The following is a 23147-nucleotide window of genomic DNA, read 5'->3' as shown; positions in this document are numbered from 1 at the left end:
GGAAGACGAGGTCATCAAACCGTGGTCGGATCAGCTGGTAGCGGGACCGCCGTGATCAGGATCAGCGCATAGCGCGGTGTCTTGCGGCCGTGTTGCGCAGGCGCGGTCGCTTGGTTGCAGGCCATGGCGAGTTCGGTCATCGCGGACGCTTCGGTTGGTATCAATTCTATGTGATGCGGGAGGCAGATGACGACCGAAGTCGTTTCCTGCTTGGACCGAGGCGGGGTTGCAGCTGGCGGGCGGGGCCTCGGAGATTCTCGATCGGCGCCCGGTTGCGTTAATGATCAGAAACGACCTTCCTGCAGTGTCCTTGGGCTTCCGGGCCGGCCGGCGGCGGAGCCATCCACACCGCACCTCCGACATTGCTCGCGGATTGGCGGTCTTCGGTTGCAGGCCGTCTCGCGCCATCAGGCGGAGATTGTCGAACTGCATCCAGAACGGGCTCTTTCTGCGAATCCTGTGGAGAAGTCCGGAAGCCGACATTGAAAGCAACAGCAGCGATGCCTACAGGAACAAATAGGGAAATGATTTCGAGCGGGGACTAATCGATGCCTTCGGCCAATGCGTCATCTAAGCGTTATGTCGCCGCGCTCGCGGAAGAGCTCGACATTAGCGAAACGCGCTACGAACAGGCCGAGAAGAGCTACAATTCGCTCGGTCGCTGGCTGAATAGGCCGGAGTCCACACTGAAGGACTACGGTCCGGCGGTCTACGTGCAGGGCTCCTTCGGCCTCGGCACGGTGATCAAGCCGCTCAACGAGGACGAGGAGTACGACGTCGATGCGGTCTGCGAGCTCAAGTATCTCGGCAAGACGCAGCTGACCCAGCAGCATCTCAAGGAGTTGCTGCGCGTCGAGATGGAGTCCTACCGGCGTTCCCAGAGCATGCACAAGCCGTTGCACGAGGGGCGTCGGTGCTGGACGCTGAATTACGCGGATGGCGCGCAGTTCCACATGGACGTCGTGCCGGCGCTGCCCAACGGGGAGAGTGTGCGCAGGATCCTGCAGGCCAACCGATACGACGCTCGCTGGGCCGGGACCGCGATCGCCATCACCGACAATGAGCGCAGGAACTATCGCCAGATCACCGACGATTGGCCGCGCTCGAACCCGAAGGGCTACTTGGAGTGGTTCAAGACGCGGATGGTCGTCGTCCTCAACGAGCGCAAGCGCGCCCTCGCTAAGTCGATGAACGCCAGCGTCGAGAATATACCGGACTACAAGGTGCGGACGCCGCTCCAGCACTCGATCATGATCCTCAAGCGTCATCGGGACATGATGTTCGCGATGGACGAGATCAACTGCTGCCCGATCTCGATCATCATCACGACATTGGCCGCGCACGCGTACGAGGGTCAGGAGGACGTCGCCGACGCACTGCTCTCGATCCTGTCCGGAATGGAGCGGCACATTCTGCGCGATAGTCAGAATCGCGCCCACATCGCGAACCCGAGCGATCCCATGGAGAACTTTGCCGACAAGTGGGCCGAGCATCCGGAGCGCGAGCGGGCCTTCTACACGTGACTGCGCCAGGCCCAGGCCGACTACGCGAAGGTACGCCGCGCTGACCGTCGCCTACGAGGGCGGTCCGCTCGTCGCCGAATCCGGACTGATGACGGGCCGCACGATGACGCCGGTGGCCGAGGGGCAGAGCTTCAGTGTCTCGCTCACCGACAAGTCCTGATCCGCAGCTGACGCGCCTGCTCGACGAGGGTTACGACGTGACCCTCGTCGACGGGATGCTGATCGTGCGCCACGTGCCCTACGTCGCCCCCGCCGGGGGCGGCGTCAGGACCGGCACGCTCGCCGTCATCGCCTCGCTCTCCGGCAACGTCCTCGATCGTCCCCGCTCGCACACGGCCTGGTGGGTCGGCGCGCGCCCCTGCGATGCGAACGGGCGTCCGCTCGAGCTGCTGATCGTCGGTGACGATCCGCGGCGCATCATGCCCGGCGTCAACGCGGACCTGCAGCTCTGCAACAAGCCCAAGGGTCGTGAATTCCACGACCATCACGAATACGTGACCACCTACGTCGCGATCATCTGTGCCCATGCGCAGCGCCTCGATCCGCTCGCCACCGCCCGCGTCGGCGGACCGCCGGGTCGCACCACGGCGGCCGGTCCGTTCCGCTACGCCGACACCGCAACCGCGCGCGCCGGAACCGGCGAGGCGGCCGAGCGGATCGCCGGACGCTCCATCGGCATCGTCGGGCTCGGCGGCACCGGCTCCTACGTCCTCGACCTCGTCGCCAAATGTCCCGTGCAGGCCATCCACCTCTACGACGCCGACCGCTTCGAGCAGCACAACGCCTTCCGCTGTCCCGGCGCCTTCGCCATCGAGGATTTGCGCGCCGCTCCGGACAAGGTCGACCTGCTGACTCGCGTCTACTCGCGCCTGCACCGCGGCATCGTTCCGCATCCCATGCGCATCGATGCGGCCACCGCACCCATGCTCGACCTGCACGACTTCGTGTTCGTCTGCGTCGACGACGGCGCCGCCCGTCCGCCGATCCTCGCCCACCTCGCCGCACGCGGCATCCCCTACGTGGACGTCGGAATGGGCCTGTCCATGACGGGTGACGGGATCGTCGGCGCGGTCCGCACGACGCTGGGCACGCCGGCGACGCATGACGCGGTGGCGTCGCGCATCCCGTCGACCGGCGACCCCGCCGGCCTCTACGCCGCCAACGTGCAGATCGCCGAACTCAACGCGCTCAACGCCGCACTCGCCGTCATGGCGTGGAAGCGGATGGCCGGCTTCTACGCCACCGGTCGCGATTTCGACCACGGCGTCTTCGTCGTCGAAACCGGAGCGATGCACCGCGAGGGGCGGGGCGACCGGGAAGCGCGGAGATGACCACGCCGAACAACGGCGGTGGCGAGGGTGCCGGTGATGGAGGCGGCGGCGACCGCAGCGATGACCGGTGGAACGGCCGCCGAGGGGTCGACCGGCGCATCGGTCGCGATCGTTCCGTGCATCATCGGCCGGCGGACGCTGACGGCGGCGGGACGCGCGCCGGGCGATCGCCATCGTTCGAGGCGAAGCTCCGACGCCTCGACGCGCACGTTCTCGAAGCCGTGGAGTTCGGCGGCGTGCTGGCCGAGGAGAGCCTCGTTCCGCACGTCCGGCTCCGCGGCACCTCCGTCCTGCGCGGATCCTCGAGCGTGATGGTAGACCTGCTCGATCCCGCGATCCTGTCGTCCTTCCGTCGGCAGGGACTGCTGCGCCGATGCGCCACCTTCCGGTGCTGGACGGTCGACCGGCGTTGGTCGGAGGCCTTCGTCGATCAGCACGCACGACCAGCGTTCGTGGTGCTAGTCGTGCAGAACGACCGACGGGCCGTCGAATGGACCGCGCCCATGATGTGAGCCGTTGGGCCGCCGTCGTAGCCGGTGGTGAGGATGGCCTAGGTGTTTGATCCCACGGTTTGATGGTGCGATCCTTTCGTTGGAATGGAAGGAAGCCGCATGGGACAGGTTCGTCACGGGAGCGCCACGACCACGCACGCCATCCGAGCAGCAATACAGCGATCGCAAGCTTCGCTCGCGACGCTGAGCCGTGAGTTGACCGCCTCCGCCATCACCGATAACGACGTCGACCTGCCGCCGGTCCTGCGCATTCCGCATCCGCGCGAGTGCCGCCGTCCGCGCCCGCGTCGCGAACCGCGCTGGTGTCCGCGCGTTTCGGCCGACGATGCGCGGCAGCCGAAGCGGTCGATCGTCGAGAACTGGCGCGACCCCCGGCTGGAGGCGGCTCCGGACACGGGACAGCTGCGCGTCAACTTCACCTACGGCGGTCCCTTCGGCCGGACCGCGGGCTTCAGCACCAAGGCGCGACGCGCGGTCTACCACGAGGGGCCGGTCGAACCCGCGGCTTGGATCGAGGCCGAGGCGCTCACGTCCCGGCTCGATCTGCGGTTCCAGCCGGTGCGGATCTCGTGGCGGCGCGATCACGGTCGCACGCGTCACGTCACCCTCGACGCCGGTTTCGAGATGGAGGACCACTCGATCGTGTTCGTCGAATACAAGGGGCACCGCTCCTTCTTCGAGGAGCCCCGGACGGCGGACCTGCTCGACGAGGCGGAGCTGGTGCTCGCCACGCACGGTGCGACGCTCCGCCGGGAAACCGGCACGGAGCTGCTGGGCACCATGCTCCACCGCACGCTGAAGGACGTGTTCGACGATCGCGACACGGCGTTCGACCCGCTCTTCGACGTCGCCACCGTTCGCGATGCCGTCCTGCGCGAAGGCGGCACGGCGCCGCTCGGCGTGGTCCTGGAGGCGCTCGGCGGCCGGACGCGGATCGCGCAGGCCAGGCTGAACGCGATGAGCGTGCGGCGCGTGGTCCGCATCGATCCGGCGCGCCCGCAGATGCCCGACACCCCGGTCGACCTCCCTCCGGCGCGGACGCCCGGTCGTCTCGAGGCCTTCCTCGCGCATCACGCTCGTCGCGAGGACGACGAGTGACCCTCTGCCTGCCCTCCGGCATGCGGCTCGTGCACGAAGGCCGCCTGCTCACGCTGCTCGGCACGGACGGCTGGTCGCTCGACATCGTCGACGAGGACGGCGAGCCGCTCCTGCTGCCCATCGGGCCGGCCGGCGCGAAGGTGCGGGGGGACATGGACTGGCTGCTCGGTGAGAGTCACGCGCAGCGTCTCCATAACGCCGACGATCCATACGCCATCCTGGGCGGCGAGCGGGGACGGTTCATCGGACTGGATCGTTCGGCGTGCGTCGAACGCGACCCCAAGGCCGCGTGGCGTCACGGCTGGGCCATGGCCGCCATTGCCGAGGACGTTCCCCGCAGCAGGCACGCGATGGAGGCGTTCGTCGGACGCAAGCCTGCACCGGCGCCCGGCCCGCGTCCGAAATGGCGGTCGCTGGTGCGCTGGGTGGCGAGGCTTCTGGAGGATCCCTACCGCCGGATCGGCAACCTGGTCGCCACGTCGGGTCGAGAGAGGGGTGCATTGCAGCTACCGTCGCGCATGGACGTCGTCGTCCATCGCAGGGCTGTCGGCTTCTGGACTGGGGAGCGCGACCCGTGGAAGTCGGACGCGGCCGCGCGCGTCGTCGCCGAATGGGACGAGCTGAAAGCCTCCGGCGCCACGGACATAGGCGATGCGCCACCCTCCCTCGAATGCGTCCGTCGGCGCATCAACGCGCTGCAGACCCGAACGAGCTACGCAGCGCGCAACGGCACGTTCGAGGCGGAGAAGCTCTACGGGGCCGTCGGTGAACCCGTCGGCGCCGAGCACGTCCTGGAGCGGGTTACCCTGGACGGCGTCGTCTTCAAGCACGCGTGCCTCTTCTCGGATGACTGGGACATTCCGTCGGCGCGGATGAAGGGTGTCTTCGCGATGGACTGGAAGAGTTCCTTCGTGTTCGATGGCCCCGTCTTCGCCGGCCCCTTCCGTCCCGAGGTGACGGAGCGTGCGCTCCTGGGCCTCATGACGCCTCCGCGACTCACGCCCGAGCAGTTCGAGGTCAACCCCGACCGCGCCCTGTGCTTCGGCCTGCCCAGCCAGCTCCATCCCGACAACGAGAAGGCGCTCCTGCCTCCGTCGATGGTGCCGAACCTCGTGAACATCATCTCCTACCTCGAGCTGCCCGAGGGCTACCATAGCGACGCCAAGGCGAAGCACGAACGCTTCCACCGCTTCCTCCACAGCACCGTCAGGCATCTCAAGGGCCGGATCCATGGCCCGGGCCCGATCCGCGATCCCCGATACGACCCCTTGGCGAGCGCGGACGTCTCGAGGGCCCAGTTCGCGTTCATGATCCAGGCGGCCCGGAACGCCTGGAACGAGCGTCCCAAGAAGTTTCTGGGCTGGCGCTCGCCGATGCAGATCCTGCTGGAGGGACTGACGGCACGGCGCTCGCGCGGAATGCCGCCGGAGGAGATCGAACGGCATCTCTCGCGCACGGTCGACGTGGTCCTGACCAACAACGGAGTCGAGTTCGACGGGCTCCGCTACCGCTGGAACGAGCGGGGCGTCGAGAAGGCGCTCGACGCGAACCTGCGGCGGCAGCCCTTCGCCGACCGCCTCGGTGCGACCGGCCGCTGCTCCATGACCGCTCGCGTCTGGGATTCGGATGTCGACCACATCGACGTCTACGACCCCGAGCAGCGGCAGTATCACCGCCTGCATTCGACAGACCCCGACTATTCCGCCGGTCTGACGCGCTGGGAGCACCACGAATACCAGAAGATGCTGCGTGCCGGGAAGGGCGGCGGCACCAGCGTCACCGATCGGCTGCGTCTGCGCAACCGGCTGCTGCGCGACCAGAAGGCCGCGATGCCGAAGCAGGCGTTCCGCGAGCGGGCCGCGACGACGGCGCTGCTGGAGCACGAGGAGATGCGCAGAGCGGCGGGCGCGCTCGGCCGCTCGCGCGTCTACGATGAGATGATCAGGGCCATCGTGCCGACCGAACCCAGCGGTGCGCTTCGCGAGGACGTTCCGAAGGCACCCTCGCAGACCGCCGACGCGCGCCGGGCTCACCGCGACGACGATATCGATGTCGGGGACGGCGTGCCGCCGCCCGACCGATCCGATGCGACCTATCCCGTCAGCGATCGCGGGGCGGGCATCGAGGATGGTGACGCCGAGGGCCGCCCGGCCAGCATCTGGGATGACGATTACGCCGATGACGAGGAGGATTGACGATGGCTGCGAAGGATCCGCTCGGCGTCCAGCCGGCCCCGCTCACCGGCGGCAGAAACGCCCGTTTCGGCGACGCCGACGCGCGACGGCGGTCGTCGCTGGCGACCAACCTCCTGCAGGACGAGTGGATCGAGCACGCTCCGCAGCGGGCGATCATCGACGAACTGATGCGCTACCGCGACGACACCAGGGGCCGTCTGGGTAGTCCCCTGACCGGTCGGCGCCTCAGCCAATTCTCCCAGGCCGGGAAGAGCCGGACGATGGAACGCCTCAAGACGGAGATGGCCATCGAGCGCGAGGCCGCCGGGCTGCCGGGCTGCCGGGCTGCCGGTCAATCCCTATCAGGTGGTGATCGTCGAACTCGATCGTCGCATGACGTTGAAGGGTTTCTATCAGGAGGTCCTCAGGAAACTCGACGACGACTTCTGGGACGAGAAGGTCAACGCCAAGGTGCTCGAGAACCGCATCGCCGACTTCGTCCGGCGGCTCGGCGTCGAGATCCTCGTCGCCGACGAGGTCCAGCACCTCAGGCGCCGAGCGAACGAGGCCGGCGAGGTCACGGATCGACTGAAGGTATTCCTCGACCGAGGGGTGGTGCCGCTGGTGCTGGTCGGGGACGAGGACTCGGTGCCCTTCTTCGGCGCGAACGGGAAGCTCGCCGCCCGATTGGGACGTCCCCTCGAGCTGGCTCCACTCAAGCGCGTCAGATCCGATGCGAAGGTCTTCAAGCAGTTCTGCGTCAACATCGACACGCTGCTCGTGTCGAGCGGTGTCTTCGCGGTCGCATCGGGTTTGGACGACAGCGACGTCCTCGACGCCCTTCTCACGGTTTCCAGCGGACACGTGGGTCGCGTCGCCCGCCTCGTCGGCCTCGCGGCGTCGGAGGCGGCGCTGCGCGGTGCGGACGGCATCGAGGCCTACGATCTGAGCCGCGCGACCAGGGAGTTCGCGATCGGTGCGGGATGGCTGACGGACGATCCGTTCTCCCGAAAGGCCTCATGATGGACGCCCGCTCCATCCCCGCTCACGCCCCGCCCCGACGGCACCTCCGCTTCGCTCTCGATCTCCGCGACGACGAGAGCGTGCCCGGCGCGATCGCGCGCGCCGTCGCGGAACACCACCTCGTCAGGATCGGCGCCGTGCTGAAGGGGTCCGGCCACGGCAGATACGCCGGGGCGACCCAGCTCGCGGACGCGACAACCCTGCGCCGCATCGCCCAAGTCATCCGCTGCGATCCCCAGCACCTCGTGACGCAGGCCGGGCGTCGGCTCGTGGAACCCGGTGATCGCCGGCTCCAGCACTTCGTCGACTTCGACGGCCTCGTCGTCCCCAGCGGACATCTCGAGCTGAAGCGCCGACGCATCGCACCCGGCGCGCTCCTCGCGTCCCCGCACCACAGGCAGGACTGGATGCTGAACGTGCTGCCCTACTCCACGGAGACGCTCGAACGGCTCGTCGACGAGTGCCCCGCCTGCGGCGTCGCGCTCGGGTGGACGCGAAGCGTCGGCATCGGCCGGTGCGAGCACTGCCTCGCGACCGTCCCACCAAGCCCCCTGCCCTCGCTGCCCGCCGAACTCGCCGCCGACTACCGACTGTTCGCCTCGCTCGTCTCGTTGCGCTCCGCCGGACGCGCGGCTGCCGTCGAGGCGCTGGCGCCTCGGCTTCGCGACATGACGTCGGGTGGCCTCGCGCGCTTCGCCATGCGCCTGGGCCTCGATTGCGGCGAGGACGAGGGACGCCGCGCGTGGCAGACCCGCGCGGGACACATGTCCCCGGAAAGGCTCGCACGGACGGTGTGCCGCGGCATCGGACTGCTGCGCACCTGGCCCGAGGGGATCGTCGAGTGGGCCCAGGAGCGGGTCGACCACGCTCGAGACGAGAGCGCGTGCCGCCGTGACCTGAACCGCAGGATCCGGCGCATCGCCTGGGGGGATTCCGGCTTCGAAGATCAGCGCGAACTCGTCCACGAGGCATTCCCGGCGTTCGCATCGCCGCGCGCGCGCGCCGATCTCGGCGGACGCCTCTACACGGGACGCGAGGCCGACCGCATACTTCCCGGCTTCGCCACGCACGCCCCCGAGATCCGGCGGCTCGGCCTCGTGACCAGCCGCTCCGACGGCGCCCGCGGAACGATGGAATCGTTCATATACCACTCCGCGCCGATCGACGCCGCCGGTGCCTCCTGGCGTGACGCCACGCCCGTGACCACGATCATCGCCCGGCTCGGCCTGCCGCTTTACGCAGTCGAGCAGATGATCGGCTCCGGGCTGCTCGGCCTCCACGACGACCCGATCCTCGCAGTTGTGATGCGGCGGAGGCAGGCCGTGGCCTCGATCTTCGACGACCTCCTCGCACGGCTGAGACGTCGGGCTCGTCGTCGTGCGCCGCCCTCCTCCACCCTGCCGATCGGCTGGGAGAGCCGCAGGATCGGCGGCGGCCCTAAGCCCTGGTCGGAGATCTTCCACGGCCTGCTGGACGGGCGCATCCCGTTCTGGCTCGACGGCGAACCGGACGCGGAACATTTTTTCGTGGAGCGGAACGGTCTCGACGCCTTCATCGATCGGCCCCCGCCCGTCCATTCGGAGAATCGCCCCCTCTCCCCCGCCATGTCGACCGGTGACGCTGCCGAACTGCTGAACGTCGTTCCGAACCACGTCGTCCGCCTGGCGTCCGCCGGTGTGCTGACCCGGACGGTCGGACTGCGCGCCATGACGATCGCGAGGGACGAAGTGGAGCGGCTGGCACGTCACCACGTCTCGCCAGCCGAACTGGCACGTCGAGCGCGGACGTCGGCGGAAGCGGTGAACGACCGTCTCCGGATCGCGGGCTTCACGTCATTTCACGGCCTGTGGGATCGAACCGCCGCCCTCGACGCGCTGCCGCTCGCGTGACGACGGCGTTCGTCACTTGAATCGCGCTGTATTTCCGCAAGGGCGCTACGGCGGAAGGGCTCAAGCGCCAGGCGGGACCACGCCGCGGCATCGCCCCGACATCTTCGATTTGCGGCCGGATGGATTTCTGCCGATATCGGCAATTGAGGGACATGACATGAAAAGTCCGGTGCTGAACCACCTGAACGCCGACGATCAGTCCCGCGTAGTCCAAGCGCTCGAAGCCACACTCGATGCGCTGCCGGACCTCTCGCTGTCCTGTGCCGGATGGGGCGATCGCGGCCGCAACTTCATGGAGTTCCGGCACCCTCGGGCGGGCGGCCCCTCGAAAGATGAAGTGCATCTGACGGTCGATGCGACCCAGACCATGCTCCGGTATCGGCGCGTCGTCGACGGCAGGCGGGTTCGCACCACCATCTTCGAGGCGCTGGACGGCATACGCCGAACGCGCGGGGAGACGATGGAGGATGCCGTCGCGCGGGTCCGAGGCTGGCTTGAGGAGGCCGGGCATGTCACCAGGTCGGATCGGGTCGAGAAATACGGAAGCGCCAGGCGAGCTTCATCGACGGCACTACTCGCAGCGGCGTGCCGCCTGGACGACGGCTGGTCGAGCGCCCTGGCGGAAATGGGATCGGCGGGTTCCCCTCCCTGTGTCATGCTCGGCTACCCGGACGATCGCAAACTCGCGCGATACTGCATTGTGGGCGAGGCTCCTTGTGACGGCAGATTGTCGGATGAGCTCGCGTCCGTTTTACGGTCGGGAACCCCAAGACGCCACGTCGTGTCGATGAGGACCGTCTCCGACCCCGCGCCGATGTTCCGGTTCGGCCCACCTCCGATCATCCGCATCCGGAGCGACGACGTCACGCCCGTCGCGCGCCTCACCGCAATCGCGGACGCGTTCGACCGCGGTTACGAGCTGATCCCGAACGAGGGTGAGGGGATCGGCGGGGTTTGAAGCGGTTTGGCGGACGGGTGGGAGTCAGCGCGGCGGCGGAGCAGCGCGGCGAGTGTCATAATAAGGTTGTGCCAACGATCGCCCGCCGCCTTACCGGCGGTTCCCCAGCACCTCGCCGATCGAGCGGGATACATCCCATTGTTCGCCATTCGCGACGGGATCATCGGCGAAGCGGACGACGATCTTCGCGTCCACCACGGCGGCGCGCAGCGGCAGGCCGAAACTGCGCTCCACTGCACGACGGGTGGCATCGCGGGCAAAGCGCAGCGCGGTCGGTTCGCGCGCCTGCCGCAACAGCTCGGCCTGTCCGCGCGCACGGTTGACGGCGTCGAGCCGCGCTTCGGCATCGGTAAAGGTCGTCAGCACGCCGCCACTGCCATATTCACGGATCGCCGCCAGATCGACCTGAGGGCCATCGACCTGGACCGGCGGCAGCCGCACCGCCAGCGTCCGGGTGCCCGCATCCCACGCCACGTCGCGCTCCGTCAGCTTGCCGAGATCGACCTCGTACCGGACGGAGCCGGGCATGATGAGCGTCTTTTCGGTCGAGAACCCCAGTTGCGACTGGCGCGAGGTGACGACCGCGACATAGCGCGCGGCAAAGGCCGACAGTCGGTTCTGTTCGCGCAAACCCTGCAAACTGGCGCTCGCGATCGTCGTCGGATCGGGGGTCAGCCGTTCGTCGACATAACGCTGCACACCCCACAACCCGATCAGGACTGCAAGGACGAGGATCAGCACCACCCCCGTCGCCTTGATCAGGAACGCGCCGATGCCAGCGCGTGCGGGCTGGTGTGCGGGATGCTGGGCCACCGGCTCGGTCACGCTGCGATCCGCCATGTCTCTCCTTCCCCGATCACCAGCCCGCGCCGGCCAAGATCGTACAGATGCGCCAGCACCGATCGCTCCGCCGCCGGTACCAGCCGCGGATCGAGCCCGGCATACATCCGCCCGACCATCGCGCCGATCTCGCGTGCATCTTCACGTAACAGCCTCAATATCTGGCCCTCGCGCTGCCTGCGATGGCCCAGCATCCCGCGCACCAGCCGACGCGGATTTTCTACCGCCTCGCCATGGCCGGGGTAATAGACGCGGTCGTCCCGCTCCAGCAGTCTTTCCAAACTCGCCATATAGGCCCCCATGTCGCCATCCGGCGGCGAGACGACGCTGGTGGCCCAGCCCATCACATGATCGCCGGAAAACAGCGCTTGCGTCTCGGCCAGCGCAAAGCACAGATGGTTGGACGTATGGCCCGGCGTCGCCAACGCGGTCAGCGTCCAGCCATCGCCGCCCACCGTATCGCCCTCCGCCAGCACGCTATCGGGCGCATAGGCGTGATCGAACGAGGCATCAGATCGCCCGACATCGCTGGCGGCGGCGAACGGCGTGGCGCCGACGATCGGCACCCCTGTCGCGGCGGCGAGCGGACGGCTGGCGGGGCTGTGGTCGCGGTGATGATGGGTAATGACGATCGCGCGCACCGGCCGATCGTCGATCGCCGCCAGAATCGCCGCGAGATGCGCGGGATCGTCGGGACCGGGATCGATCACCGCCACGTCCCGGTCGCCGACGATATGCGTCTGCGTGCCGGTATGGGTATAGGGGGACGGATTTGGCGCAAGGATGCGCGTCACCAGCGGTTCCAGCCGGATCGGCAGGCCGGTCGGCAGATCGGCCATCGTCAATCGGCCGCGTTCAAACCGTAAAGCTTTCGCCGCAACCGCACGCGCCCTTGGCATTGGGGTTGGCAAAGACGAAGCCGGCGGTGAAGTCATCCTCCACCCAGTCCATCGTCGATCCGATCAGGTACAGGATCGATCCGCCATCGACGAACAGCACGCCGCCCGGCGTCTCGATCCGCTCGTCGAAGGGCTTGCCCTCGGCGACGTAGTCGACCGAATAGGCGAGACCGGAACAACCGCGCCGCGGAGTCGACAGCTTCACGCCTACCGTCCCCGCCGGCGCGCGCGCCATCAGGTCGGCGATCCGCGCTTCGGCAGCGGACGTCAGGTTCAGCGCGGCGGGACGTGCGCGGAGCGTGGTGGCCATTACAGCATCCCCAGTTCTAGCTTGGCCTCGTCAGACATCTTCTGCGGGTCCCATGCCGGGTCCCAGACGAGATTGACGTCGGCGGTGGAGACACCCGGCACGGCGGAGACACGCAGCTCCACCTCGGCAGGCATCGATTCTGCGACCGGGCAGTTCGGCGTCGTCAACGTCATGGTAACGGCGGCATGCCCGTTTTCGGTCACATCGACGCCGTAGATCAGGCCGAGATCGTAGATATTGACCGGAATCTCGGGATCGTAGATTTCCTTCAACGCCTCGATGATGCTCTCGTACAATGCACCGCCAGGTTCGCCGGGGGCATCCTCGCGCGGGCGCTGGGCTAGGAAACCCGACAGGTAATCCCGTTCGCGCGGAGGCTGCGCATCGTCGACCCGCGCCTTGGGCGGGGGCGCTACGCCGTCCACTTCCTCGACCTCGAAGCCGCTCATGCCGTCATTCCTATCCAAAGATTCGCGTGACCCGTTCGATACCGGCGACCAGCGCATCGACATCCTGCGGACCGTTATATACGCCGAAGCTGGCTCGTGCGGTCGCCTCCACGCCCATCGCCTCCATCAGTGGCTGCGCGCAGTGATGCCCAGCGCGGATCGCCACCCGGCCCTCATCCAAGATGGTGCCGATGTCGTGCGGATGCACCCCCTCGATCGTGAAACTCACGATCCCGGCGCTGTCGGCAGGACCGAGCAACCGAACGCTGTTGATCGCGCCCAGCGCCTCGCGCGTGCGGGCGACCAGCGCCGTCTCATGCAAATGGATGCGATCGCGGCCTATGCCGTCGACATAATCGATCGCCGCATGCAGCCCCAGCGCGCCGACGATGTGCGGCGTCCCCGCCTCGAACCGGCCGGGCGGCGGGGCATAGGTGGTACGCTGGAAACTGACCCGATCGATCATCGATCCGCCACCCTGCCATGGCGGCATCGCGTCCAGCAGTTCCGGCCGCGCCCACAGCACGCCGATGCCGGTCGGGCCGTAGAGCTTGTGCCCCGAAAAGACATAAAAGTCGCACCCGAGCGCCGCCACGTCCACGCGCAGGCGCGGCACCGACTGGCATCCGTCGATCAGGATCTTCGCGCCGACGCCGTGCGCCAGCGCGACCGTGCGCTCCACGTCGAGGACAGAGCCGAGCACGTTGGAAACATGCGCCAGCGCGACCAGCTTGTGCCGTTCGGTCAGCATCTTGGCCATCGCATCCAGATCAATGCGGCCGTCCGCGGTCAGCGGCGCGACGTCGATCGCGGCGCCGACGCGTTCGGCGATCATCTGCCACGGTACGATATTGCTGTGATGCTCCAGCATCGACAGCATGATGCGGTCGCCGGCCTTGAGCTGCGTCCCCGCCCAGCATTGCGCGACGAGGTTGATCGCCTCGGTCGCGCCGCGCACGAACACGCATTCCTCGGGGCTGCCCGCACCGATGAACCGCGCGACACGCGTCCGGGCGGCCTCGTATGCCAACGTCATGTCGGCCGAGCGCTGGTACACGCCGCGATGCACGGTGGCGTAGGTCTCACCATATGCGCGGGTGATCGCGTCAACGACCACCTGGGGCTTCTGTGCGGTGGCGGCAGTGTCGAGATACGCCCAGCCTGCCGGAATCGCAGGAAAATCGGCGAGTGTGTCGAGGGGGGCTGTGCCGTTCATAACGCTTGCCCCAGCCATGCCTCGGCATCCGCCGAAAATGCATCGCGCACCGTCTCATCACCGATCCGGTCGATCGCATCGGCCACGAACGCCGTCGTCAGCAAGGCCTGCGCGCGCGATTTGGGAATGCCACGGCTCTCCATATAGAACAGCGCGCGGGCATCGAGTTCGCCAACCGTCGCGCCGTGCGCGCACTTCACGTCGTCGGCGAAGATTTCCAGTTCCGGCTTCAGATTGACGGTGGCGGTCCGCTTCAGCAGCAGGCCGCGCAGCGACTGGACGCCATCAGTCTTCTGCGCATGGCGCGCCACCTCGACCCGCGCCGCCAAGCTGGCGGTGGAGCGATCGGCGGCGACCGCGCGCCACACCTGCTGGCTGCTGCCGTTCGGTTCGGCATGGCGGACGGTGACCGCGCATTCCTGCTTCTGTTCGCCGGCGGTCAGCAGCGCGCCGCCATAATCGGCGAACGCCCCCTCGCCCGCGACGATCGTTGCGTCGATCCGCGTTCCCGCCGCCCCTGCGCCGAGGAAGATGGTGACGAGGCTGGCCCCGATGCCGAGCGCCGCATCCTCACGCAGCGAGACGAACCCGCCATCCTGCACCAGCCGCACCGACCGCATCAGCCCCGCCGCCTTGCCCAGTGTGACGCGGAGATACCGGTTGGCCCAGCCCGCGCCGATATATGTTTCGATCACCTGCGCGGCGGCATCGTCGGCCAGTACGATTTCGGACGGCAGGTGATTGGCCCCGCCGGTGGAGACATGAACGATCTGCACCGGATGGGCGGCGGCATCCTCGGCGAGATGCAGCGCCCAGCCGGCGCCGGTCGCCCGCGCGCCCAGCGCATGCTCGCCCGCCTCGACGCTACGCAGTTCGACGCGGTGCAGGTCGCTGGCGACAGTGTCGATCACCCCGTCACGCACCACGATCCGCGCGCCCGGCAGGTCGAGCCAGTGCCCGGCCACATCCAACGATACGGCCGCACGCGGCAGCGCGGCGGCGGTGGCGATCGCATCGGGATCGGCCCAGCGCCAGGCCTCCTCACGGGTGGAGGGGAGTTCGATCACGCTCACGCGGTCACCTGCGCATAGCCCTCGCGCTCCAGTTCGTGCGCCAGTTCGGCCCCGCCGGACCGGACGATGCGGCCATCCGCCAGCACATGGACGACATCGGGCTGCACGTAGTCGAGCAGGCGCTGGTAATGGGTGATGAGCAGCACCGCCTTGCCGGGCGCGCGCATGATACGGTTGATGCCGTCGCCGACGATGCGCAGCGCATCAATGTCGAGCCCGCTATCGGTTTCGTCGAGGATCGCGAACTTGGGGTTGACGATGCCCATCTGCACCATCTCGTTGCGCTTCTTCTCGCCGCCGGAGAAGCCGACATTGACCGGGCGCTTCAGCATCTCGGCATCCATGTCGAGCTTGCGCGCCTCCTCGCGCGCCAGCTTCAGGAACTCTGCGCCCGACAGCGGCTTCTCGTCGCGCTGCCCCCGCTGCGCGTTCAGCGCCTCGCGCAGGAACTGCACGTTGGACACGCCGGGAATCTCGACCGGATACTGGAAGCCCAGGAACACGCCGGCGGCAGCGCGCTGGTGCGGCTCCAGTTCCAGCAGGTCCTGCCTGTTGAACTCGATCGACCCGCCGGTCACCTCGTAACCGGGCCGTCCGCCCAACACATAACCCAGCGTCGATTTGCCCGCCCCGTTCGGCCCCATGATCGCATGGATTTCGCCCGCGTTCACGGTGAGGGACAGGCCCTTCAGGATTTCCTTGCCGTCGATCTCGGCGTGAAGGTCAGTGATTTTAAGCATATCTCTTTCAATCGTTCCGGGCTTTGTCTGACTGTACGGCGACGACAATGCGATTATTTATGCAGCGAAGCAGCGTTCGGGATTCAACGACGCCACTAGATACGCAGGAGTAGGCACCCTTGCACGCCTGATCATCTATAAAGCGATTGCCGCTACTCACTGACACGCGACACCCTTTTAAACGGTTGTCATTAATCGCAAGATCCAGGCGAAGCTTTTCAAGCCGGCGGCCCATTACCTCAATATTTTCCGGCGGGACGGCTGCTTCAGGCGTCAGGGCCGTGGACACCTGAAGCATCAAGATCAGCACGAACGCGATCATCCCACCGAACCTTCCAGCGAAATCCCCAGCAGCTTCTGCGCCTCGACCGCGAATTCCATCGGCAGTTGCTTGAGCACTTCGCGCGCGAAGCCGTTGACGATCAGGGCGACCGCCGCCTCCTGATCCAGCCCGCGCGACATCGCGTAGAACAACTGGTCCTCGCTGATCTTCGAAGTCGTCGCCTCGTGCTCGATCTGCGCGGAAGGATTGCGGATTTCGATATAGGGGATTGTGTGCGCGCCGCACTGGTCGCCCAGCAGCAGGCTGTCGCACTGGGTGAAGTTGCGCACCCCCTCCGCCGTCGGGGCGACGCGCACCAGCCCGCGATAGGTGTTGTCGCTGCGCCCGGCGCTGATCCCCTTCGACACGATCGTCGACTTCGTGTTTTTGCCGAGGTGGATCATCTTGGTGCCGGTATCGGCCTGCTGACGATTGTTGGTCACCGCGACCGAGTAGAACTCGCCGACCGAACCGTCGCCCGCCAGCACGCAGGACGGATATTTCCACGTGATCGCGCTGCCGGTTTCCACCTGCGTCCACGACACCTTGCTGTTGCGCCCCTGGCACAGCGCGCGCTTGGTGACGAAATTATAGATGCCGCCGACGCCGTTCTCGTCGCCGGGATACCAGTTCTGCACGGTCGAGTATTTGATCTCGGCATCGTCCAGCACGACCAGTTCCACCACCGCCGCGTGCAACTGGTTCTCGTCGCGCATCGGCGCGGTGCAGCCCTCCAGATAGCTGACATAGCTGCCCTTGTCGGCAACGATCAGCGTCCGTTCGAACTGGCCGGTATTTTCCGCGTTGATGCGGAAATAGGTCGACAATTCCATCGGGCAGCGGACGCCCTCGGGAATGTAGACGAACGTACCGTCCGAGAAGACCGCCGAGTTCAAGGTCGCAAAATAATTATCCCGCTGCGGCACCACCTTGCCCAGCCACTTGCGGACCAAGTCGGGATATTCCTTGATCGCCTCGCTGATCGAGCGGAAGATGACGCCAGCGGCCTCCAGTTCCTTGCGGAAGGTGGTGGCGACCGACACGCTGTCGAACACCGCGTCCACCGCGACGCGACGCTTGGGCTTGCCGTCCTCGTCCAGATCCTCGACGCCCGCGAGCATCTTCTGCTCGGCGATCGGGATACCCAGCTTCTCATAGACGCGCAGGATTTCCGGATCGACCTCGTCCAGCGAACCCAGCTTCGGCTTCGCCTTGGGCTCCGCATAATAATAGGCGTTCTGGTAATCGATCGGCGGCACGTTCAGCTTCGACCAGTCGGGCGCGTCCATCGTCTGCCACAGGCGGAACGCCTTCAGCCGCCAGTCGAGCATCCACGCCGGCTCGCCCTTCTTGGCGGAGATATAGCGCACGGTATCCTCGGACAGGCCCTTGGGCGCGAATTCCTGTTCGATGTCCGAGGAGAAACCCCATTCATACGTCTTGGATACGGCGGCATAGGCCTCGGCGTTCTTGGTCGCCATCATGCAATCTCCACATCCGGCATATGGTCCGGTAATTTGGGGGCCGATAATTGGGGAGCCGACAGCTGGGCGAGGCTGACCCCGGCCAGCGCCCCCCGCACCGCGCCGTTGACGACGCTCCAGTGCGGTTTGACCCGGCAGCTCCCCTCGATCGCGCAATCGTCGGCCCGGTGGTCGACGCACGCGGTCAGCGCAATCGGCCCCTCGACTGCCTCGACGATGTCGGCGAGGCTGATCGCCGCCGCCGGCCGTGCGAGGCGGAAGCCGCCACCGGAGCCGCGCGTGCTTTCCAGCAGGCCGGCCGCGGACAGGCGGCTGACCAGCTTCTGCGCGGTGGGCAACGGCACGCCGGTTTCCTCCGCCAGCATCGTGGCGTTGCACCGCCCCGCCGACCCGCAACGGCGGGCGGCAGCGGACAGCATCACGACCGCATAGTCGGCAAGGGAGGACAGGCGCATGAGCTAATCAGACCAATTCATTCCGATTGGCAAATGGTGCAGCGCAGGAGGCGAATCAACCGCTATCTTTGCAAACGACTCGCAGGCGATGTGCGCGGTCACCACGCGAACGCCCCTTCTCGTTTCACGCTGTACAGGGCAGAGGATCGGCATGGCCTTCTATCATCCCGTCCTCTTCGCCCTCGACGCTGAACGAGCGCACCGCCTGACAATCCGGGCACTGGCACTGCGCGGCAAGTTGGGGACGCCATATACGCCCAATCCATTGCCATGGCCTCGGCTGGCATCGACGGTAGCAGGACTATATTTTCCCAATCCGCTGGGGATCGCAGCGGGCGTGGACAAGGACGGCGAAGCCATTGACGGCCTGTTCTCGCTCGACGTCGGCGCAGTAGAGATCGGCACGTTGACGCCGTTGCCGCAGTCGGGCAACCCGAAACCACGCCTGTTCAGACTGGTGAAGGATCGCGCGGTGGTGAATCGCTTCGGGTTCAATAATGGCGGACTGGCCGCAGCTCTGCCGCGGGTGGCTGCCGCATCGCGGTTAGGCAGCCGAGGACGGATCGGCATCAACGTCGGCGCCAACAAGGATTCCGCCGACCGCATCGCCGATTACGCGCTGGGCGTCGCGGGGGCCGCGCCGGTCGCGGATTACGTGACGATCAACATCAGCTCCCCCAACACGCCAGGCCTGCGTGATCTGCAATCGAGCGCGGCGCTGCGCGACCTGTTGGCCGCGTGCGCGCAGGCGCGGGGCGATACGCCGTTGTTTCTGAAGGTCGCGCCCGATCTGGATGCCACCGAAATCGATGATGTGGTGCGTGCCGCCGCGGACCACCGGGTCGATGCGATCATCATCGGCAACACCACGATCAGCCGCCCGGCGCTTCGCTCTGCCAACGGCACGGAGACGGGCGGCCTGTCGGGCGCGCCGCTCGCCCCGCTCGCCCGCCAGCGGCTCGGCGATTTCCGCCGGGCAACGGGTGGCGCGATCACGCTGATCGCCGCCGGCGGGATCGGCGACGCGGCCGAGGCCTATGCCCGCATCCGCGCCGGCGCCAGCCTGATCCAGTTCTATACCGCGCTGGTCTATGAAGGGCCGGGCCTGCCGGCACGGATGCTGCGCGATCTGGACGCACTGCTGGCGCGCGACGGTTTCGCACATGTGGCCGAAGCGGTCGGGATCGACGCCTGACGGGTTGCCCGTGGCGGCGGGGACGTTACGGTCTGCGGCCATGAAGACGATGCCCGCGCTGCTTGCGCTCCTCCTGCCTCTCGCACCCGCGAATGCGCGCGACACGGCACCGCGTCCGGATCAGGGCATGGTCAGCGCCGCCGATCCGCGCGCGGCGATGGCAGGGGTGGAAATCCTGCGGGCCGGCGGCAGCGCCACCGATGCCGCGATCGCGACGATGCTGGCGCTGGGCGTGGTGGAGCCCCAGAACAGCGGGATCGGCGGCGGCAGCTTCTGGGTCAGCCACACCGCCCGCGGCGCGAAGACGACAACGATCGATGCGCGGGAAACCGCCCCCGCCGCCGCCGACCCCCGCTGGTTCTATGACGATGCCGGCCGGCCGATGAGCCATGCCGATGCGGTGCCGGGCGGACGCAGCGTGGGGGTGCCCGGCGCGCTGCGCGGCATGGCGTTGGCACATCGGCAGTCGGGCGTGCTGCCTTGGGCAGCGTTGTTCGGCCCCGCGATCCGGCTGGCGCACGATGGCTTCGTGGTTACGCCTCGTCTGGTGAACGGCCTCGCCCGCAACGGCCGCCACGTCACGCCGGAAACGCGGGCGCTCTATACCGCCGCGGATGGATCGTCGCTGAAGGTGGGCGCCATGTTGCGCAACCCGGCGCACGCCGCGCTGCTCGAACGGATCGCGCAGACCGGCGCGGACAGTTTCTATGTCGGGCCGCAGGCGCAGAAGATCGTCGCCACCGTCAACGGCGCGGCACGCAATCCGTCGAGGATGACGACGGGCGATCTCGCCACCTATGAGGCGAAATCGCGCCCGCCGGTGTGCGTGAAGTACCGCGTCTATCGCATCTGCGGGATGGGGCCGCCCTCGTCCGGGGGGATCACGGTATTGATGATCCTGAAACAACTCGAACGGTTCGACATGGCCGCGCTGGGCAAGGACGATGCGACCGCGTGGCATCTGTTCGCTGAATCCTCGCGTCTCGCCTATGCGGATCGCAACCTGTACATCGGCGATCCCGATTACGTCCGCGTGCCGGTGAAGGGGATGCTCGATGCACGCTACCTTGCCTCGCGATCGGCGCTGATCACCCCCGACCGCACGATCGCGACCGTCGCCGCCGGCACCCCGCCCGGCGCGCGCCGGCGGCTGCCGGTACCGGCGTCCGAGGTCGCGGGCACCAGCGATCTCGTCGCGGCCGACCGGCAGGGCAACGTCGTCGAGGTGACGACCACGATCGAGGGTTATTTCGGATCGGGGCTGTCGGTGGACGGCATCCCGCTGAACAACGAACTGACCGATTTCGACACGGTGCCTGCCAAAGACGGCTATCTCGTCGCCAACCGGGTGGAGGGCGGCAAACGGCCGCGCAGTTCGATGGCGCCAACGATCGTCTATAACCCAGACGGCAGCGTGCGGCTGGCGCTGGGGGCGGCAGGTGGCCCCACCATCATCGCGCAGATCGCCAAGGCGCTGGTCGGTGTGCTCGACTGGAAGATGACCGCGCAGGACGCGATTGCCATGGGCCTGCTCTATGCCCCCGGCCCCGGCGCGACCGCCGAACAGGGCACCGCGCTGGAGGCGATGGTGCCCGCGTTGCAGGCGCTGGGCGAAACCGTGAAGGTCGCGCCGCTGGGGTTGAAGGCGAACGCGATCGAGCGCGTCGGCGGCCGCTGGGTCGGCGCCGCCGATCCCCGCAGCGAGGGCGTGGCGATCGGCGAGGACGGCCGGGTCACCGAGATCAAACGCGTCGGCAACGCGCTTAGCCGTCCGCCGGAATGACATAAGAACGGCACGCAGAAACGCGCCGATGGGAGAGAGAATGCGCCGCTTCGAACATTTCCCCAACCTCGTCACCATGTTCTTCACCCGCGCCACCGAGCGCGGCGATACGCCGTTCCTGTGGGCGAAGAAGAACGGCACCTGGGTGTCGACCAGCTGGGCGGAGACAGCGCGGCAGGTCGCAGCCCTTGCCACTGCGCTGACGGCGATCGGGCTGAAGCGTGGCGACCGGGTGATGCTGGTATCGGAGAACCGGCCGGAATGGTGCATCGCCGATCTGGCGATCATGGCCGCGGGCTGCGTGACGGTGCCGACCTACACGACGAACACCGAACGCGATCACCTGCATATCCTCGAAAACTCCGGTGCCTGCGCGATCTTCGTATCGACGGACAAGCTGGCGCGCGTGCTGCTGCCCGCCGTGCTGCGATCGAACCAGGGGCAGACGGTGATCGGCATCGACGCGATCCGCGCGCCCGCCGCCAGCCTCGACGTGCATCAATGGGACCGGTTGATCGCCGACCATGCGGCCGATCCCGCCACGGTGGCGGGGCAGGCGGATTTCCAGCGCAGCGATCTCGCCTGCATCATCTACACCAGCGGCACCGGGGGCGCGCCGCGCGGGGTGATGCAGCATCACGGCGCAATTCTGCACAATGTCGGCGGCTGCGTCGCGGTGATCGCGGAGGATTTCGGCTGGGGGGACGAGGTGTTCCTGTCGTTCCTGCCCCTGTCCCACGCCTATGAGCACAGCGGCGGCCAGTTCGTCCCAATCGGGCTGGGCGGCCAGATCTATTATGCCGAGGGGCTGGAAAAGCTGGCGGGCAATATCGAGGAGGTGAGGCCGACGATCATGTTCGTCGTCCCCCGCCTGTTCGAGGTGCTGCGGACGCGGATCAGCAAGACGATCGAGAAACAGGGCGGCCTGCCGCAGAAGCTGCTCACGCGCGCGCTCGACATCGGCGGGCGCCGGCACGAAGGGCGGTTGCGGCTGATCGACCGGCCATCGCAATGGGCGGTGGACCTGCTGTTCAAGCCGAAGATCGGCCGAAAGTTCGGCGGCCGGCTGAAGGCGATGGTATCGGGCGGTGCGCCGCTCAATCCGGAAATCGGCGTGTTCTTCCAGTCGCTCGGCCTCACATTCCTGCAAGGCTATGGCCAGACCGAGGCGGCGCCCGTCATCTCGTGCAACCGGCCCGCCGCAGGTGTGAAGATGGACACTGTCGGCCCGCCGCTCGCCGATACCGAGGTGGTGATCGCGGCGGATGGCGAAATCCTCGTGCGCGGCGAGTTGGTGATGCACGGATACTGGCGCAACGAGGCGGAAACGGCACGGGTGCTGCAGGACGGCTGGCTGCATACCGGCGACATCGGCGAGTTCGACGCGGCCGGCCGCCTGCGCATCACCGATCGCAAGAAGGACCTTATCATCAACGACAAAGGCGACAATGTCGCACCCCAGAAGGTGGAAGGGATGCTGACCCTGCAACCCGAGATCGGACAGGCGATGATCGCCGGCGACCGCCGCCCCTATATGGTGGCGCTGCTGGTGCCCGATCCCGACTGGACGCAGGAATGGTGCGCGAAGATCGGGCGCGGCTGCGATGCGAAGGCGCTGATGGACGATCTGGACTACCGCGCGGCGCTGTCGGCGGCGGTGGAACGCGTGAACCGCGACCTGTCCGTGACCGAACGGGTCCGCCGCTTCATCATGGCCGACGAACCCTTCACGATCGAGAACGAACAATTGACGCCCAGCCTGAAGATCAGGCGTCACGTGATCCGGCAGATGTATGGCGAGCGGCTGGAGGCGTTGTACAAGGGCTAGGCGGCCGGCGACTGCTTCTCCCCTCCGTCCAAGAGAGGGGAGAAG

General features: G+C 67.3%; 21 protein-coding genes and 1 pseudogene. 11 read left to right on the top strand and 11 right to left on the bottom strand.

Translation table 11 applies throughout. The features are described 5' to 3' along the window. Positions 1-14: 14 nt before the first annotated feature. Positions 15-140, bottom strand: a complete 126-nt coding sequence (locus ABD719_RS09875; RefSeq protein WP_344693206.1) for a hypothetical protein — start codon at positions 138-140, stop codon at positions 15-17. Positions 141-548: 408 nt separating this feature from the next. On the opposite strand from ABD719_RS09875, the gene ABD719_RS09870 reads away from it, so the two are divergent. The 8 genes and pseudogenes from ABD719_RS09870 to ABD719_RS09835 all read left to right on the top strand — a co-directional run bounded on the left by ABD719_RS09870 (position 549) and on the right by ABD719_RS09835 (position 10508). Then, positions 549-1523, top strand: a complete 975-nt coding sequence (locus ABD719_RS09870; RefSeq protein WP_344693205.1) for a nucleotidyltransferase domain-containing protein — start codon at positions 549-551, stop codon at positions 1521-1523. Positions 1524-1657: 134 nt separating this feature from the next. Then, positions 1658-2854, top strand: a complete 1197-nt coding sequence (locus ABD719_RS09865) for a ThiF family adenylyltransferase (RefSeq protein ID WP_344693204.1) — start codon at positions 1658-1660, stop codon at positions 2852-2854. Continuing rightward, entirely contained in the window at positions 2851-3366 is a 516-nt protein-coding gene (locus tag ABD719_RS09860) for a hypothetical protein (protein WP_344693203.1), read from the top strand. The genes ABD719_RS09865 and ABD719_RS09860 overlap by 4 nt, the downstream gene beginning before the upstream one ends. A gap of 99 nt (positions 3367-3465) precedes the next feature. Next, positions 3466-3561, top strand: a pseudogene (locus tag ABD719_RS18700) (IS481 family transposase); the annotation flags it as partial. Between the two features lie 899 nt (positions 3562-4460). Then, positions 4461-6659: a hypothetical protein gene (locus ABD719_RS09850; protein WP_344693202.1), complete on the top strand. Its 2199-nt coding sequence runs from the start codon at positions 4461-4463 to the stop codon at positions 6657-6659. Between the two features lie 345 nt (positions 6660-7004). Continuing rightward, positions 7005-7661, top strand: coding sequence for a TniB family NTP-binding protein (locus ABD719_RS09845; protein WP_425567147.1), 657 nt, complete (start codon positions 7005-7007; stop codon positions 7659-7661). Then, the gene (locus ABD719_RS09840) at positions 7658-9550 is read left to right on the top strand and encodes a Rossmann-fold NAD(P)-binding domain-containing protein (protein ID WP_344693200.1); all 1893 of its coding nucleotides are present in this window, start codon (positions 7658-7660) and stop codon (positions 9548-9550) included. The genes ABD719_RS09845 and ABD719_RS09840 overlap by 4 nt, the downstream gene beginning before the upstream one ends. Before the next feature lie 157 nt (positions 9551-9707). Then, positions 9708-10508, top strand: a complete 801-nt coding sequence (locus tag ABD719_RS09835) for a hypothetical protein (RefSeq protein WP_344693199.1) — start codon at positions 9708-9710, stop codon at positions 10506-10508. Between the two features lie 90 nt (positions 10509-10598). Here the strand turns inward: ABD719_RS09835 and ABD719_RS09830 are convergent, their stop codons facing one another. The 10 genes from ABD719_RS09830 to ABD719_RS09785 are packed head-to-tail and all read right to left on the bottom strand — an operon-like array spanning position 10599 to position 18296. Next, positions 10599-11348, bottom strand: coding sequence for a DUF4230 domain-containing protein (locus ABD719_RS09830; RefSeq protein WP_344693198.1), 750 nt, complete (start codon positions 11346-11348; stop codon positions 10599-10601). After that, positions 11330-12187, bottom strand: a complete 858-nt coding sequence (locus tag ABD719_RS09825) for an MBL fold metallo-hydrolase (RefSeq protein WP_344693197.1) — start codon at positions 12185-12187, stop codon at positions 11330-11332. The genes ABD719_RS09830 and ABD719_RS09825 overlap by 19 nt, the downstream gene beginning before the upstream one ends. Positions 12188-12203: 16 nt before the next feature. Beyond that, on the bottom strand, positions 12204-12557 hold the full coding sequence (locus tag ABD719_RS09820; RefSeq protein WP_344693196.1) for a HesB/IscA family protein: 354 nt from the start codon (positions 12555-12557) through the stop codon (positions 12204-12206). Then, positions 12557-13006 (bottom strand): SUF system Fe-S cluster assembly protein, encoded by a 450-nt coding sequence (locus ABD719_RS09815; RefSeq protein WP_344693195.1) that lies wholly within the window; start codon positions 13004-13006, stop codon positions 12557-12559. The genes ABD719_RS09820 and ABD719_RS09815 overlap by 1 nt, the downstream gene beginning before the upstream one ends. Positions 13007-13016: 10 nt before the next feature. Beyond that, positions 13017-14222 carry an aminotransferase class V-fold PLP-dependent enzyme gene (locus ABD719_RS09810; RefSeq protein WP_344693194.1) on the bottom strand — a complete coding sequence of 402 codons (1206 nt, stop codon included), beginning with the start codon at positions 14220-14222 and terminating at the stop codon, positions 13017-13019. After that, positions 14219-15295 (bottom strand): SufD family Fe-S cluster assembly protein, encoded by a 1077-nt coding sequence (locus tag ABD719_RS09805; RefSeq protein ID WP_344693193.1) that lies wholly within the window; start codon positions 15293-15295, stop codon positions 14219-14221. Before ABD719_RS09805 ends, ABD719_RS09810 begins: the two co-directional genes overlap by 4 nt. Beyond that, complete coding sequence (gene sufC / locus ABD719_RS09800) at positions 15292-16035, bottom strand: Fe-S cluster assembly ATPase SufC (protein ID WP_344693192.1); 744 nt, start codon at positions 16033-16035, stop codon at positions 15292-15294. The genes ABD719_RS09805 and sufC overlap by 4 nt, the downstream gene beginning before the upstream one ends. A 7-nt stretch (positions 16036-16042) precedes the next feature. Beyond that, positions 16043-16357, bottom strand: a complete 315-nt coding sequence (locus tag ABD719_RS09795; RefSeq protein WP_344693191.1) for a hypothetical protein — start codon at positions 16355-16357, stop codon at positions 16043-16045. After that, entirely contained in the window at positions 16354-17838 is a 1485-nt protein-coding gene (gene sufB, locus ABD719_RS09790; protein ID WP_344693449.1) for a Fe-S cluster assembly protein SufB, read from the bottom strand. Before sufB ends, ABD719_RS09795 begins: the two co-directional genes overlap by 4 nt. After that, positions 17838-18296, bottom strand: coding sequence for an SUF system Fe-S cluster assembly regulator (locus tag ABD719_RS09785; protein ID WP_344693190.1), 459 nt, complete (start codon positions 18294-18296; stop codon positions 17838-17840). The genes sufB and ABD719_RS09785 overlap by 1 nt, the downstream gene beginning before the upstream one ends. A gap of 151 nt (positions 18297-18447) precedes the next feature. On the opposite strand from ABD719_RS09785, the gene ABD719_RS09780 reads away from it, so the two are divergent. The 3 genes from ABD719_RS09780 to ABD719_RS09770 are packed head-to-tail and all read left to right on the top strand — an operon-like array spanning position 18448 to position 23102. After that, positions 18448-19491, top strand: a complete 1044-nt coding sequence (locus ABD719_RS09780; RefSeq protein ID WP_344693189.1) for a quinone-dependent dihydroorotate dehydrogenase — start codon at positions 18448-18450, stop codon at positions 19489-19491. Positions 19492-19531: 40 nt separating this feature from the next. Further along, entirely contained in the window at positions 19532-21274 is a 1743-nt protein-coding gene (ggt, locus tag ABD719_RS09775) for a gamma-glutamyltransferase (protein ID WP_344693188.1), read from the top strand. Between the two features lie 40 nt (positions 21275-21314). Further along, positions 21315-23102: an AMP-dependent synthetase/ligase gene (locus ABD719_RS09770; RefSeq protein WP_344693187.1), complete on the top strand. Its 1788-nt coding sequence runs from the start codon at positions 21315-21317 to the stop codon at positions 23100-23102. Positions 23103-23147 lie beyond the last annotated feature (45 nt).

It is taken from the genome of Sphingomonas cynarae (genome assembly GCF_039537815.1).
GTDB classification, from domain to species: domain Bacteria; phylum Pseudomonadota; class Alphaproteobacteria; order Sphingomonadales; family Sphingomonadaceae; genus Sphingomonas; species Sphingomonas cynarae.
The sequence above is the reverse complement of the archived record's forward strand: the minus strand, read 5'-3'. Positions and strand labels throughout refer to the sequence as shown.

What these genes read in the sequence shown, in the direction of transcription:
- ABD719_RS09810 (WP_344693194.1), bottom strand. Translation starts at nt 14,222, where the DNA reads ATGAACGGCACAGCCCCCCTCGACACACTCGCCGATTTTCCTGCGATT.
- ABD719_RS09785 (WP_344693190.1), bottom strand. Translation starts at nt 18,296, where the DNA reads ATGCGCCTGTCCTCCCTTGCCGACTATGCGGTCGTGATGCTGTCCGCT.
- ABD719_RS09825 (WP_344693197.1), bottom strand. Translation starts at nt 12,187, where the DNA reads ATGGCCGATCTGCCGACCGGCCTGCCGATCCGGCTGGAACCGCTGGTG.
- ABD719_RS09780 (WP_344693189.1), top strand. Translation starts at nt 18,448, where the DNA reads ATGGCCTTCTATCATCCCGTCCTCTTCGCCCTCGACGCTGAACGAGCG.
- sufB (WP_344693449.1), bottom strand. Translation starts at nt 17,838, where the DNA reads ATGGCGACCAAGAACGCCGAGGCCTATGCCGCCGTATCCAAGACGTAT.
- ABD719_RS09870 (WP_344693205.1), top strand. Translation starts at nt 549, where the DNA reads ATGCCTTCGGCCAATGCGTCATCTAAGCGTTATGTCGCCGCGCTCGCG.
- ABD719_RS09815 (WP_344693195.1), bottom strand. Translation starts at nt 13,006, where the DNA reads ATGAGCGGCTTCGAGGTCGAGGAAGTGGACGGCGTAGCGCCCCCGCCC.
- ABD719_RS09820 (WP_344693196.1), bottom strand. Translation starts at nt 12,557, where the DNA reads ATGGCCACCACGCTCCGCGCACGTCCCGCCGCGCTGAACCTGACGTCC.
- ABD719_RS09830 (WP_344693198.1), bottom strand. Translation starts at nt 11,348, where the DNA reads ATGGCGGATCGCAGCGTGACCGAGCCGGTGGCCCAGCATCCCGCACAC.
- ABD719_RS09875 (WP_344693206.1), bottom strand. Translation starts at nt 140, where the DNA reads ATGACCGAACTCGCCATGGCCTGCAACCAAGCGACCGCGCCTGCGCAA.
- ABD719_RS09840 (WP_344693200.1), top strand. Translation starts at nt 7,658, where the DNA reads ATGATGGACGCCCGCTCCATCCCCGCTCACGCCCCGCCCCGACGGCAC.
- ABD719_RS09860 (WP_344693203.1), top strand. Translation starts at nt 2,851, where the DNA reads ATGACCACGCCGAACAACGGCGGTGGCGAGGGTGCCGGTGATGGAGGC.
- ggt (WP_344693188.1), top strand. Translation starts at nt 19,532, where the DNA reads ATGAAGACGATGCCCGCGCTGCTTGCGCTCCTCCTGCCTCTCGCACCC.
- ABD719_RS09835 (WP_344693199.1), top strand. Translation starts at nt 9,708, where the DNA reads ATGAAAAGTCCGGTGCTGAACCACCTGAACGCCGACGATCAGTCCCGC.
- ABD719_RS09795 (WP_344693191.1), bottom strand. Translation starts at nt 16,357, where the DNA reads ATGATCGCGTTCGTGCTGATCTTGATGCTTCAGGTGTCCACGGCCCTG.
- ABD719_RS09770 (WP_344693187.1), top strand. Translation starts at nt 21,315, where the DNA reads ATGCGCCGCTTCGAACATTTCCCCAACCTCGTCACCATGTTCTTCACC.
- sufC (WP_344693192.1), bottom strand. Translation starts at nt 16,035, where the DNA reads ATGCTTAAAATCACTGACCTTCACGCCGAGATCGACGGCAAGGAAATC.